This is a genomic window from Halomicrobium urmianum, assembly GCF_020217425.1.
GTDB lineage: Archaea > Halobacteriota > Halobacteria > Halobacteriales > Haloarculaceae > Halomicrobium > Halomicrobium urmianum.
Genome location: NZ_CP084091.1, coordinates 329,744 through 342,636, shown reverse-complemented (window position 1 = coordinate 342,636; position 12,893 = coordinate 329,744). Strand labels below are relative to the sequence as shown.

Annotated in this window: 12 protein-coding genes and 2 pseudogenes; 6 read left to right on the top strand and 8 right to left on the bottom strand. The window is 55.5% G+C overall.

The annotated features are described in order from the left end of the window. Nucleotides 1-285: 285 nt before the first annotated feature. From LCY71_RS18565 to LCY71_RS18540, 6 genes and pseudogenes are all read left to right on the top strand, one after another. Nucleotides 286-1,119, top strand: coding sequence for an IS5 family transposase (locus LCY71_RS18565; RefSeq protein WP_225336296.1), 834 nt, complete (start codon nt 286-288; stop codon nt 1,117-1,119). A 498-nt stretch (nt 1,120-1,617) separates the two neighbouring features. Then, complete coding sequence (locus LCY71_RS18560; protein WP_225336052.1) at nt 1,618-2,058, top strand: DUF8030 family protein; 441 nt, start codon at nt 1,618-1,620, stop codon at nt 2,056-2,058. Between the two features lie 215 nt (nt 2,059-2,273). After that, a pseudogene (locus tag LCY71_RS18555) lies at nt 2,274-2,563 on the top strand (DUF8069 family protein). After that, nucleotides 2,563-2,889 carry a DUF7558 family protein gene (locus LCY71_RS18550; RefSeq protein ID WP_225336051.1) on the top strand — a complete coding sequence of 109 codons (327 nt, stop codon included), beginning with the start codon at nt 2,563-2,565 and terminating at the stop codon, nt 2,887-2,889. Before LCY71_RS18555 ends, LCY71_RS18550 begins: the two are co-directional and overlap by 1 nt. 92 nt (nt 2,890-2,981) lie before the next feature. Next, the gene (locus tag LCY71_RS18545) at nt 2,982-3,284 is read left to right on the top strand and encodes a hypothetical protein (RefSeq protein ID WP_225336050.1); all 303 of its coding nucleotides are present in this window, start codon (nt 2,982-2,984) and stop codon (nt 3,282-3,284) included. Next, nucleotides 3,285-3,797, top strand: a complete 513-nt coding sequence (locus tag LCY71_RS18540) for a PIN domain-containing protein (protein ID WP_225336049.1) — start codon at nt 3,285-3,287, stop codon at nt 3,795-3,797. A 491-nt stretch (nt 3,798-4,288) separates the two neighbouring features. On the opposite strand, the gene LCY71_RS18535 is transcribed toward LCY71_RS18540, so the two are convergent. The 8 genes and pseudogenes from LCY71_RS18535 to LCY71_RS18500 all read right to left on the bottom strand — a co-directional run. Further along, the gene (locus LCY71_RS18535) at nt 4,289-4,708 is read right to left on the bottom strand and encodes a DNA adenine methylase (RefSeq protein WP_263654380.1); all 420 of its coding nucleotides are present in this window, start codon (nt 4,706-4,708) and stop codon (nt 4,289-4,291) included. Nucleotides 4,709-4,724: 16 nt separating this feature from the next. Then, nucleotides 4,725-5,918 (bottom strand): ABC transporter ATP-binding protein, encoded by a 1,194-nt coding sequence (locus LCY71_RS18530; RefSeq protein WP_225336048.1) that lies wholly within the window; start codon nt 5,916-5,918, stop codon nt 4,725-4,727. Nucleotides 5,919-5,921: 3 nt separating this feature from the next. Next, the gene (locus tag LCY71_RS18525) at nt 5,922-6,833 is read right to left on the bottom strand and encodes a carbohydrate ABC transporter permease (protein ID WP_225336047.1); all 912 of its coding nucleotides are present in this window, start codon (nt 6,831-6,833) and stop codon (nt 5,922-5,924) included. A 4-nt stretch (nt 6,834-6,837) separates the two neighbouring features. Continuing rightward, a complete protein-coding gene (locus LCY71_RS18520; protein WP_225336046.1) occupies nt 6,838-7,809 on the bottom strand; it encodes a carbohydrate ABC transporter permease in 972 nt (323 codons plus the stop codon). A 45-nt stretch (nt 7,810-7,854) separates the two neighbouring features. Continuing rightward, the gene (locus LCY71_RS18515) at nt 7,855-9,372 is read right to left on the bottom strand and encodes a substrate-binding domain-containing protein (protein WP_225336045.1); all 1,518 of its coding nucleotides are present in this window, start codon (nt 9,370-9,372) and stop codon (nt 7,855-7,857) included. 75 nt (nt 9,373-9,447) lie between these two features. Beyond that, nucleotides 9,448-10,527: a TrmB family transcriptional regulator gene (locus LCY71_RS18510; RefSeq protein WP_225336044.1), complete on the bottom strand. Its 1,080-nt coding sequence runs from the start codon at nt 10,525-10,527 to the stop codon at nt 9,448-9,450. 705 nt (nt 10,528-11,232) lie between these two features. Then, nucleotides 11,233-12,060, bottom strand: a complete 828-nt coding sequence (locus LCY71_RS18505; protein WP_225336043.1) for an IS5 family transposase — start codon at nt 12,058-12,060, stop codon at nt 11,233-11,235. 268 nt (nt 12,061-12,328) lie between these two features. Further along, a pseudogene (locus LCY71_RS18500) lies at nt 12,329-12,872 on the bottom strand (IS6 family transposase); the annotation flags it as partial. Between the last annotated feature and the right edge of the window lie 21 nt (nt 12,873-12,893).

The window sequence follows — 12,893 nt, the reverse complement described above, 5'->3', positions numbered from 1 at the left end:
ATCAGAGCCCAAGTCGCTACGGCTCCGGACGATCTCGACGGGTGTTAGGATTCAGCCTCTGGGACCGTGCCCATTCACGCTGTTCGGTAGAATGCTCTATTCACAGATTCTGTTGCTCTCACTCGACCCCAGTGCGGCTCTTCTTACCACAAGTTCTTAACGAATAGTAACGTTCTGATCGAATCGTAGTAGTAACAGAAGTGCTACTGTGATCTGCTCTGTTGAATCCGGAGACGGCGAGCGGATAGCGTCGCTGTGAAGGTGAAAGCGAAGCGGAAGACGAGTGTGTCTAGAACCCTCTTCCGCTTCGTTACACAAGCAGTGTCGCTAGCCCAAAAGCGCTGTGCCGCCAGCCCCACGTCGGCGGTGAGTGACCCGGCTGGCAACGGGTTTCCTGCCTGGAAGCACGTGACGCTGCATTTCTTGCGGATCCACATGGACGCGACGTACCGCGAAATCGTCGACTGGGTGAGTGAGATGGATCGCGTGCGTGGTTTGTTGCAGCTGGCGCGGTCGGCGTTTCCCGCGCCCTCAACGCTGTGGCGGTCGTTCGAGCGGGCGCCGATGCGTGTCTGGCGCCAGCTGCTCCGACGGTCCGCGGCACGCTGCGATCCCGGCGATCATGGCGCGCTGGATGCCACGTTTTTCGACCGGCAGGCGGCATCTAGCCACTACATCGCGCGGTCGGATCGCCACATACGGACGCTGAAAGCGACGGCCCTGATCGATACGGAGTCGTGTGCCGTCCTGGACGTCCACTGCTCGGCACACTGGCCCCACGATACCCAGGTGGGCCGTCGGGTCGCGCTGCGAAATACGACGGAAATCGAGAGTCTCGCCGGCGACAACGGCTACGACGATCAGTCGCTGCGGGACGCACTCCGCACCGCAGGCGTCCGGCCGGTCATCAGATACCGGCTGTTCGCACACTACGACCACGCACACAACGCACGGTTGGACAGCGGGCTCTACGGGCAACGCTGGATGGCAGAGACCGCCTTCTCGGTCATCAAGCGTCGATACGGCTCCGCTGTCAGGCCACGCGCCTGGTACCGAGAATTTCGGGCACTGGTACTCACCGCTGCCGTCTACAACCTCGAACGCTCCATCAAACAGTGATCGCAACCGGATTCAACAAGGCACCGTCGAGCAATTCTCAGAGGCTAACACCGCCGGAATCGAGAGAATCGGGGGTAGTTCATGATTCGAAGTGCCAAGCCGGAGGACCTCGAGAGACTCAGAACAGGTAAAGCAGCGGCCACAGATATTCAGAACCGCCCGATATCATAGTCGTTACCCCGCCGTCGAGCAATTTTTGAAATCACCGAATCATCCCGGAACTCGTCGAGGTACTTTTGACGCCCTCAAATCGGCCCGACGGAATTTTTCTGCGATTTGAGTCCGTTATTCTGACTATCATATCGCGGTTTTCGTCCAAAGAAAGAGGCGATATGCAGTGTGCGAAGGCCGCCGGCTCTCCCGGACGAGGAGCCATCACTGGTGTAGTAGAATTAAGAAAGCATCAAATCTATAATATAGTTTGAACGGGTGCATTTCGGTGGTGTCTATCGTCCCCACGAGGGGTTGGCGGGGCGCATCAAGTGCCCCCGATAGACGATGGCTTCGGAACGACACAGCGAAACACGGGGAGCGAATCACACAGGAACTACCTCCGACGGTGAGCCGCCGTGGGCGGACCTCGAGGTGACGATCCCGACCGTCCGAGATCACGCGTCGGTCGTCGCGCTCGTGGAGTGTGCCCTCGTCGAGCTCACGCACGAGGCCGTGGGCGCCGTCTTCGTCTCCCGGAAGGTTGGGTGGTCGACGCGTACGCAGTACGTCGCGGCCGACGACGTCGGCGATGAATTCCAGAAACGGCACTTCGATGACCGGCTGGGCTGGCACGAGACCACCGCCCCTCGACGAACTGTTCGCGACGAGCTCATCACCCAGCTTACGCGGTCGCCCTCGACGCCGGCTGAGCGGTCAGGTGAGAGAGCAGCCAGCGAGTCAGACACCTTCGTCGTGAAGCCAGTTCGAGAGCTCCGAACGCCGTAGCGGCTAGGCTTAACCAACATTCCCGGCCAATACCGACACAGGGTTGGTTAATTCTGGGGCTGGATCCACTCCCTCGCCCACCCACCGCCCTACTCATCGAGTGAGTGAACCCTGGAGGCCGGGCGATCCGAGTAGGTGCCGAATCTGTACGCCATGAGCTGTTTGTCGGCGCCAGGTGGCGTGCAGCGCGCGACAGCGTGCGCTGCGTGACTCACATGACTGATCCCGATCTTCACGACGATACGAGTCGAGACTACGAACAGTTCGAGAAAGGACTTCTCGCTCAAGACCGCGACGCCGCCGGCGTCGACACAGCGGACGTCGACGACGCGACGGCCCAGAGATTGGTCAGCGAGCTCATTGACGCGGACGTCGGCACTCCCGTTCCTGAAGACGAAATCCTCGTCCACAATCCGAGCAGCACTGCCTTCGACTCAACCACTCAGCTGGCCGTCTTCCACGTGGCTGGACAGCCGGTCGCGACACCGACATGGAGGCCGAGTGATGCAGCAAACCCTCATCGGCTGTGCGTTCTGCAACGCCCCGCCCGGTACCGAGACTAGCGAGGTGCACACCTGGGGAAAGGACGAGCGAGTCACCCACCCGATCTGCGTCGACTGTGCCATCCAGACAGAGCCCGATCCCGACGTCCGCGATCACGTTGCCTGTGACGGCTGTGGGGTGGTCGTCGACACGCTCGCAGCGCTCACACGGTTCCGCGTCGAACTGGGGCATCTGGAAGGCTCCCTCCGGCTCTGCGCCCGCTGTAGTCCGGGTGGTCCAGCCACCTACTGGACGCGTAATCTCGAAATGCATCGTGTCTCTGATTGACCCTCGGATGGAAGCCCATCGGTACGAGTCCGTGATGGCTCACTGTGTACACACGACAAAGGCTAAGTCCGGCGGCTCACAATGTACACATAATGAGTGGTGACAAGAAGCGCGTCCAGTTCCGAGCCCCACACCGGCTCATCGATCGTACCGATGCTCTCGCGGACGTACTCGGAGAGGATCGGACGGATATCCTCGTCACCGCACTCCGGGAATACCTCCAGGAGGCCGCTCACGATGACGCGCTCACCCAGGAGATTGCGGCCGCCTATTACGACGACGAGATTTCTTTCGACCAGCTCAAAGCACTCGTCGGCGCAGAAGAGGCGGCGAACCTCCGGGTGCTGAAGCAGCAGCTGGACGAGGACTTCGTCGACGAGGTCGCCGAGTCATAGATGTCGCAGCTCGTCGTAGACGCCTCCGCCCTCGTCAGTCTCGGGATCGTTGCTGACGACGATCCAGACCCACTCGCGCTCTGTCTGGCTCAATACGAGGTTATCGTCCCAATGGCGGTCATCGAGGAGCTTCGGGACATCGCTTCGTACGAGGACACACATGGTCGTGCTGCAACCGCTGTACTCGACAGAACTGATGCACTCGAGATACGGTCGGTCGAACTCGACGCCGAGTTTCCGCTCGATGACGGTGAGAACGCCGCTGTCACCTTGGCGAACGACCTCAACGCCGCCCTGTTGCTCTGTGATGAGTTCAACCAACTCGGCCTGATCCACGCGTCACTCGCTGATACCCGGCTCGTAACGACGCCGACGCTGCTGTCGGTATTCGTTCGAACCGAGCAGCTGTCAGCGGCCGATGCTCGACTGCTCCTCGACGAGACCAGCGACGCCCGCAGCTGGGACGCGAACAGCTACGTGCAGCAGGCCCGCTCGTTACTAGAGGAATCCTGACATCGCCACTGTTGTCTCAGATTCTCGGCCGCCTTCTGGAAATCCATCAGGAAGACTCTGCTGAAATCCTCGGTTGGTGACAGACCAGCTGTCCATCGGTCAGTACAGGGTGCGTACAAAACGCACTAACCATCTACCGCCGTGACTCAGCGAGAGTTTTGACGCCGAACAGGACGAGTAGAACGCCAATACCAGCGGCCGAGAGCGTCGTTTCGTGATATTGGTTGGCAGATGGTATTTGTAGAATGACGAGTAATCCACCGATGATTCCGATAATCCCGACTCCTAATACTACTTTCGTCATCATTTCCTGAACCATATCTGGAGGTACCCACAACAAGACCATAGGGGTGGCGGAAACTCAAACATCGGCTGTAGCTTGACCGTGATCGCATCATCTACGTCGGGAATAGCCGGTACGTTCGCTGACCTACCTGACAGCTATTTCAGCGAAAAAGATTTCGAAACAATTGGATTTCAACAGAGGCACTCTACCGAAAGTCCTCGAAGGTTCGTTGTTCTTCGAAGGGAGAGAAGTTGGTAACGATGATATCAGTATCGCCGATATCGGTTCGCTTAATTGAATCGCTATTGATCATCCGCTCCCCTTGGGCCTTCGTTTTCCGGAATGAGTCCGGAAGGACATCTTCAGAATAGAGCTTCTCTACATAGTTATCCTTGTCGACCTCACTTCTCTGATCGCTGGCATTCGTGATCATGACGTAGGCACTGCGCTCATCGAGGTCAAATGCCAGCTGTTGGAGCTCTTTGTGGCGTTCAAAGTCGAATCCACCGAGATGATACTGCTCGAAGCTGCTTGTTTTCCGGACGGATGGGTACGGTGGGTCGAAAAAAATTAAGTCATTTTCCTTAACGTGATCGCGGACATAGGTGAAATCCTGCCGTGCGATCGTTGTGTTTATTACATCAGTCGTCTGTCTCCGCGCGCGTGTCCGCCGGCTTGCCGCTGGTCGGTGAGACGAGGTCGTGAGTCAGCGCGTCGCCGGACGCCGCGTGGAAGAGGTGGATCTTCTCCCTATCGAGGACGACCTGGATGTCGTCGTCCTCCTGGATGGGCGAGTCGGGGTCGATGGACATCAGCAGCTGGTCGCTGGAGGCCGTCTCCTGGGCCATGGAGGTCTGGCCCTCGCCCATCAGTAGGTAGGCGAAGATTTCATCGCCCATCGGCTCCAGCACATCCGTTCTGGCGTCGATCGGCGCCGACGGATGCGCGATCTCGTCCGTCTCGGACGCCGGGTGGACGTTCTCGGGGCGGACGCCCATTGTCACCTGGTCGCCGACGCCAAGCCCGTCGATGGTGGCGGGATCGAACTCGACGCGGAAGTGCTCGGTCTCTACACCGCCCTCGTCGACGGTCCCCTCGACGAAGTTCATCGACGGCGAGCCGATGAACCCGGCGACGAAGAGGTTCGCGGGCTCGTTGTAGCAGACCAGCGGCGGGGCGATCTGCTGGAGTTCGCCGGAGTCGATGACGGCGATCCGGTCGGACATGGTCATCGCCTCGGCCTGGTCGTGGGTGACGTAGATGATCGTGGTGTCCAGTTCCTTGTGCAGGCGCTGGAGCTCCGTGCGCATGTGGACACGCAGCTTGGCGTCGAGGTTGGCCAGCGGCTCGTCCATCAGGAAGACGTCGGGCTCGCGGACGATGGCGCGGGCGATGGCGACGCGCTGGCGCTGCCCGCCGGACATCTCGTCGGGCATCCGGTCGAGCATGCCCTCGAGCTGGACGATGTCCGCGGCGTGCTCGACGCGGCGGTCGATCTCGTCCTGCGGGAAGTCCCGCAGGCGCAGCCCGAAGCTGATGTTGTCGTAGACGTCCATGTGGGGGAACAGGGCGATGTTCTGGAACACCATCGCCACCCCGCGGTCCTTCGGCGGCAGGGTCGTCACGTCACGGTCGCCGATGAAGATCGTGCCCTCCGTGGGCTGGGTGAGGCCGGCGATGGTCTCCATCGTGGTCGACTTCCCGCAGCCCGAGGGGCCGACGAGGCAGACGAACTCCCCGTCGTTGATGTCCAGGTTCATGTCGTCGACGGCGACAACGCCGCCCTCGCCGTCGTCGTAGCGCTTCGTGATGTCGCTGAGGGTAACTTGTGCCATGGTTTACTCCTTGAGTGCGCCGGATGTTAGTCCACTCACAATCTGCTCCTGTGCGAATACCACAAGAATCGCGACCGGTATCACGGCCACGAGGCTCGCGGCTGCCATGAAATTGTATAGCTGTTCGTACTGTGTCTGGTAGCTGAGGATACCGTGGACGATGGGAGCCCAGTTTGCCGGTTCACCGTTGTTCATCAGATAGGAGAAGAAGAACTCGTTGTACGTGTAGATAAACGTAAGTACACCGGCTGTTACGACGCCGGGTGCAGATAGAGGGATAATTACTCTGAAGAGCGCTCCAAGCCTCGTTGTTCCCTCGATTCTTGCTGCGTCTTCGAGTCCGTCCGGGATCTGGCTATAGAACGTCGTCAATATAAATATTGCTAGCGGCATAAACAGTGCACTGAACGGTAGTATCATCGAACCCGGTGTGTTGAACAGATCCGGTGACTTCAGGCCAAGAATCGTTACGTTGCCTGTAAAGAGTTCGAAGAGCGGGATGAGGAATGAAGCCGGTGGAAAGTATGAGATCACCAATATAAACAGCATGAGTGGAATCTTCCCGGGAAACTCGAGTCGACCGAAGACGTACCCCGTAACCGATGCAATAACGAGAACGAACAGCGTTGTTGTTAGCGCCAGAAAGATGCTGTTGAAGATGAACCGATGCAGTGGCGCCCGCTGGAAGATCTCGATGAAGACGGCGGGATTAAATCCGTTTGGGAGGAGGCCAAGTCCATATAGTTCGTCGCGTGGGGTCACCGCGAGGGCTGTCAACCAGTAAAACGGGAACAGCGTCGACACCAGAAATCCGAATGTGGCGATGTAGAACGCCACTTTGTAGACGGATTCGGGACGCTTGATGGCTTGCTGTACGTACGCCTGAACTCGACTGGTTTTATTATTTTCTCCCATTGTTTTACGTATCGATGGCGTCGTCTCCGACCTTCCAGACGTATCCCGTGACTGTGATCCCTATGATCGCGGCGATGATGAAAGCAACCGTCGCAGATGTCCCGTATAAGCCGTTGCTGAACGTCGAGACAACCATACAGGACAGCGAAGGCACGGTGTTACAACTGGCGATGGTCTCTATCAATCCGTAAACTTTGAGTGCCTGAATAGTCCGGAACAACATCGCTACAAGGACCATCGGCAGCACAAGCGGGAGTGTGATTCGCTTGAACCGCTGCCACCGAGTAGCACCGGCTACCTTAGCGACGTTGTAGAGATTCCGGTCGATACTCTGTAGTCCCGCAAGAATCAGTAGTGCCATGAACGCAGACGTCTTCCACACGTCGGCCACGATGAGAATGACAGTGGCGTCGAAGCTTTGGGCCAATGGCGCCGACGAGAACAGACCAATCTGCTGGAGCGGTTCCGTGAGGAAGCCGATGTTTGGTTGGAACATCAGGTAGAAGATCATCCCCTGAATGACGATCGGAACCGCGAGCGGCATGATGATGGCAACACGTGCCCATCGCCGTCCTTTGAACTGCTTGTCCAGCACTAACGCCTGTCCAAATCCGATAATCGTTTCTAGAATTACACTGACAAGTGTGAATATGAACGTGACCGCCAACGCACTCTGGAAGGGGTTGGATGGGTCGAAAAATGCCGAGCCCATTTGGGAGTCGCGCTGCCCGGTAATGACCTCGACGTAGTTCTGAAGTCCAACGAACTCGCCGATGACGTCCGGGGACAGTAGCGCGTCCGAGTGTAGGGACATCTCGAACGTTCTGATCAGCGGCCAGATCGCTACGACCCCCAGTATCAGCCCGGCAGGGACCAATAAAAGATACGCGAACTGCGTTTCGTTTAACCGCTCGATACGGTTCAGTATCGGTCGATGGATAGCGAGTCTGTGACGAAGCGTCTGTTCTTGAGCCATGAATTATAGAATATGTTGCTGATGGTTCTGTACAGTAGCGATGATTCAAACGCTCTCTTCGATCTGCTTGAGCGAGGACTCGAGATCGGACATCGCGTCCTCGGGGGATTTCGATTGACCGAGAGTAGTATTGACCTCGCCGGAGATCTCTGAGGACTGCTGCGGCCAGACTGCAGTAACTGGCCGGGGAACGGCATTTTCGCCGATGACGCGGAACGTGTCCATGAATCTACCTATCTCTGGAACCTCTGACGCTCCTTCCGAGCTGAGCACGGACGGCTTCGGCGGGATTTGACCAACGCCCTTGAACACAGCCTCGAGGTGGAAGCTGTCGGCCATCGTCGCTTTAATGAATTCCGTAGCAGCTTCCTTCTTCTCGGAATAGGGGTTCATCGTCATGTTCCAGCCGCCGAGTGCACCCACTGGTCCGCCACGACCGTCGTATTTAGCCTCGTCTGCCGAGACCGCATGTGGGATTGGCATGAATCCAAGTGAATCACCAAGTTCCTCGGAAGCGTCCTTGATGTAAGAGGGCCAGTTCCGGTTAGCGACGGCGTTGCCGTTCAAGAAGGGATCCGCAGAGTTCTGTTCGTTCCACTGGAGGACAGCCTCCGGGGCAATATTGCCGGCATAACCGTCAAGGGCTTCTGAATCGTCCTCTCCATGAATAAACGTGCGAATCATTCTGATGGAGTTCAGAACCGGTTCCTCGTTAACGGTAATCGGGCGGTCACCAATCGGGCCGAACAGGTTCCCACCGAAGTACGCACCGCCCCAAGAGGACAGGAACTCGTTGAAGTTACAGCATGACAGTCCCTCGTAGTCGGCTGCCTGGAAAGTGTATCCGTACTCGATTCCGTCGTTACTCTCCTTGACTTCACTCACGACTTTGGAGAACTTCTCCCAGGTAATGCCTTCAGTCGCCCAGTTTTCGCCGTCTGGATCGTATCCAGCTTCCTTAACTAGGTCCTTGCGGTAGCCCATGCCCGGCAAGCCAACCCACATAGGGATGGCGTGCAGTTTGCCATCTTGACTCTTCGATGTTGACACTGCGGAATCGAAGTATTCTTCGTTGACCGTATCGATGTGGTCACTCGACAGATGGTTTTCTAGGTTCTCGACCTGATCTCGGACGATAAACGGAATTGTCCAGCCACCGTCCATCATCAGGAGGTCGGGCTTGCTTCGTTGAGAGTTGAGCCACTGAGTGTACTGGTCCTGGCGCTGATCGGTAACACTCGAACCAGCAATAATGTTGAGTTCAATATGCTCCGGAAGACCCGCGTTCCGTAGTTCGCTTAGGACGACATCTTTGTTCTGTTCAATCCGTGGATCCGCAGCCCAATCAAGCGTAATGGTTTCCTGCCCCGGAGTCCCGGTAGTATCACCGCCGTCGTTACCACCTCTATCATTGTCATCAGTACCGTCGTCGCCACCACCGCCGTCGCCGCCGTCCCCGTTGCCGCTACAACCTGCGAGGGCAACAGTTCCCGCGGCACCAGCCGCTTTAACGAACCGACGCCGGTTGACCGACCTGTTCGATGAAGATTGTTTATTATTCATCTTGATCCCGAATCAATCACTAACTGGCTATACAATAAATCCCCTTACAATCACCGTTCGAAACAGTTGGGGGGTTTAAGTACTCTTGTCAGTGAGTGGTTCAACGTTTGAGATCTGGATTCTGGTCGCACGGACATCTTCGACAAGAGCCCCAAATCCACCGATCGTATATGACTCAGATTCGGATTCAACGACCAGAAAGACCTGATCAGCCTCTTTTAGTGTAACGTCATCGTCTGTATCCGGGAAAATGTCAGTAATAAACCCCTCCACATGTGTTTCACGGCCGGTTTCAGTCTCGTACCCGTCGACTGACACCCAAAGTGGGTTTTCCTTGTCAGAGTACGGTTGCAATTCACGAATACACTGTCTTATACTGGCGTACTCCTTCGGTAGATCTCCCGTACTTCGCTCGTGAATTATATCCCAACGTCTCCAGAGAGTATCCTGAAAATACCGGTAGAGCATCGTTGAAAGCGCTTGATCTTGAACGAACATTCCATATCCAGTACGAGGTCGCGAGACCCCAAAATATGCCTTATGAGCGTCAACTAGCGCCAGAAACGGCGCAGGGTCCCTGCGATATCGAGCTTCTGATGTCGTCTCTCGTAAGTATGGAGCCAAGTCTTCAATTCCCGTCTCTGATTCTTCACTGACGTAAGCAGAAACATTCACTATAATACCGTTCGCAACCACATCTGTGAGCGCATCGCGCACTTGAAGAAAATTTGATGCCGAGATCGCTAAGTGGATGCTCTCGTTTGCCTGCCGAATATCTTCATCCGCATAGTTGATTACTTTAGTGAAATCACTATATATTTCGAATGAATGCTTTTCTAGGGGTGACTTCTCCCAATAGTCATTAATCAATTCAGCAGATTCGACGAAGTTATCGGCTTTTTCTTCCAGCTGAGACGTAAACTCAGTTGGATCAATGATACGTGCTCTCAGAGACTCCTTTTCGTAGGTTTCTACGAGTCCTTTCTCATCTAAAGTTTCAAGGATATCGTAGATGCGAGGTTGTGGTACGTTAGACGCTTCGTTGATCTCGGAAGCAGAGGCATCGCGAAGTTCTAGAATAGTGAGATAGGCGTTGGCCTGGTATGGAGACAAACCGTACTCTTCAAGGACGCTCTCAATTTCGTCAAGGCCCATGCTACTCCCAATATAGAACGAAAATACATAATATTTCCTGTAGACAGGAGGTCTCTCTTCAGCACAAATCAGTTCTATCTTAGTTAAACTAAATATAAAGGACCTCTATAAAATGAGGCCCGAAATCAGTCACATCTACATACGATATGCGAATATCTTTCACATCTACCACCATAATCATATTCATATAGTGTATAGTAAAATATAATTCCATATTAATCCAGAAATATAATAGGCTAACAATAGTAGTAATACTAGTAAGAGAGTAGTTTTGATGGCAAGAAACGGATGGCCTAACGTGTCCCTGTTAACCACAAGGCTACCTGCTCATCCTTTGCTGCTTCACGTTGACGGGTAATAAATAGTTCAAGCCTGGCGGCGGTCTCAAACTGGCCGTAGCGCACAGAAATCGACGACTGATGTTCGGATTAAACACACATAGAAGTGTCACAAACAGCAATTACAACCAAAGAAGCGACAAAACGGCGAACCTACCACCCTCAGTATATTACTTCGATACCATATATCTCCATATATAACCAGATGTGTATTATTCTGGCTGCTCTATTGAATCCGATGACGGCGGCGGGATCGTCGGACTAGCATCCAGCGTTTGAGCAGGAGTCAGCAACAGCTGGCTGGTCGGAATTGGCTTTCGCTCTCCAGAACCACCGGCCGTGGTGAATCGCCAGACGTAGCTTGATTTCACGGTGTCACGGCTCGCTTGATGTTGTGAACGACACATTTCAGGACGATTTCGCGGAACTCCCGAAACCACGCTCGCGCACGCACGGCGTCGCCGAGCGTGCGCTTGATCGTCGAGAAGACGGTTTCACACGTCGATCGTTGGCGGTAGCGAGGCCCATCGATCCGCGCGTTGTGCGCGTGATCGATGGGCCGGAACTCGCGGTGTTTGATCAGTGGTCTCACGCCCTCATCGCGGAGTTTCTCGCGTAATTCCATCCAGTCGTAGCCTTTGTCTGCAGCGAGGCTGGCCAGGTCGCCCGCGTTGCGGCGGGCGACCTGCCAGCCGAGCTGTGTGTCGTGGCGTTTCTCGGTCGTACAGTGAACGTCCAGAATCGCGTGGCTTTCTGTGTCGACGAGCGCAGTCGCTTTGAGCGTCTGGACGCGGTAATTCGTCCGGCGGCAGTAGTGTTTGCTGGCGGTTTCGCGGTCGAAGAACGTCGCGTCGATGGCGGCGTGACCGCTTGGCTCGTGCAGCTGCGCCGAGAGGCGCAGCAGTACTCGCCAGAGCGCTGTCTTGATTCTGTCAAACCACTTGACTAGCGTGGAGTGGTCGGGAAGATCGGCCGCGTTGAGGCCGATCTCCCCGAGTATTTGTGGCATCTCACTCAGCAAATCGAGTGCTTCTCGGTAGGATTTTTCCAGGTAAACCCGCAGACAGTGCAGCGACACTACCGCATACTCGGCGAAGCCGCCACCCCCTTCGGGGGCGGCGACTTCGCCTCGCCCACCAACAGCATTTTTAGCTAACTGAACGACTTTGCTCGTGAAGCGGGAAATTTTCGACATAGGCATCGACGGTTTCCCGCTTCACTTTCCTCGTTCTGACGGTCGAAGCCGACGCCGTCTAGCGATTCACCAGAGCCGAACCACCCCATCGTTCGAAGTCCGCGTGTGAGAATCCGTCACTACTGGATCTGATGACCGTGTATTCAGCCCCGGTCCCCGCGCTGTCTGCGGATTCAACAGAGCAATTCTGGCCAAATGTCTGAGGACAGAGTCGAATCTTTCGTTGGCTTGTTTTATCATCTATGGCGACTGGCATTGTTGAGATTAGCTAATTCCACGCAAATGCAAAGGTTTGAAGCCACGTTTCGGCGGATTCTACTGGGCGTTGCGGAAATGATTTGCAAACTGCCTCGTCCGCAGTTTTGCCAGTTTGAAAATACGTTCAACGGGATTCCGATTTCCATGGGTAACATGCTGAAATCCGAGGTTTTCCTCGAACAGCGCAGGCTGCAACCACAGGGCGCCATCGACGAGAAACATGGCATCGGCGACATCATGTTTCTCTTGGAGTCCCTGCGGAAACTGTTTTGTCAGGACAATAGTTCGTGTCGGAAACAGCCGCACATGCAGGAGCTCGTTCGTTTCGGGGTTGACGGCGGTGTACAGCCAGAATCGTTGATCGTTGAGTTGAATCACGGTTTCATCAACCGCAACGTGATTTGGACTCTTGCCGTCGTGAAGTTGTAGATCGACTTTCTGTATCCAGTTATGAATGGTAGAACGAGCGCGTCTGACACCGAAACTATCGAGAACATGAACAGTACTGAAAGCGATAGTCCTGCCGCATGAAGGTGGATACTGAGCTTCATCAGCGGCTTCATCCTTATCTGAAC

What these genes read in the sequence shown, in the direction of transcription:
- LCY71_RS18550 (WP_225336051.1), top strand. Translation starts at nt 2,563, where the DNA reads ATGCAGCAAACCCTCATCGGCTGTGCGTTCTGCAACGCCCCGCCCGGT.
- LCY71_RS18510 (WP_225336044.1), bottom strand. Translation starts at nt 10,527, where the DNA reads ATGGGCCTTGACGAAATTGAGAGCGTCCTTGAAGAGTACGGTTTGTCT.
- LCY71_RS18525 (WP_225336047.1), bottom strand. Translation starts at nt 6,833, where the DNA reads ATGGGAGAAAATAATAAAACCAGTCGAGTTCAGGCGTACGTACAGCAA.
- LCY71_RS18540 (WP_225336049.1), top strand. Translation starts at nt 3,285, where the DNA reads ATGTCGCAGCTCGTCGTAGACGCCTCCGCCCTCGTCAGTCTCGGGATC.
- LCY71_RS18520 (WP_225336046.1), bottom strand. Translation starts at nt 7,809, where the DNA reads ATGGCTCAAGAACAGACGCTTCGTCACAGACTCGCTATCCATCGACCG.
- LCY71_RS18515 (WP_225336045.1), bottom strand. Translation starts at nt 9,372, where the DNA reads ATGAATAATAAACAATCTTCATCGAACAGGTCGGTCAACCGGCGTCGG.
- LCY71_RS18530 (WP_225336048.1), bottom strand. Translation starts at nt 5,918, where the DNA reads ATGGCACAAGTTACCCTCAGCGACATCACGAAGCGCTACGACGACGGC.
- LCY71_RS18505 (WP_225336043.1), bottom strand. Translation starts at nt 12,060, where the DNA reads ATGTCGAAAATTTCCCGCTTCACGAGCAAAGTCGTTCAGTTAGCTAAA.
- LCY71_RS18545 (WP_225336050.1), top strand. Translation starts at nt 2,982, where the DNA reads ATGAGTGGTGACAAGAAGCGCGTCCAGTTCCGAGCCCCACACCGGCTC.
- LCY71_RS18560 (WP_225336052.1), top strand. Translation starts at nt 1,618, where the DNA reads ATGGCTTCGGAACGACACAGCGAAACACGGGGAGCGAATCACACAGGA.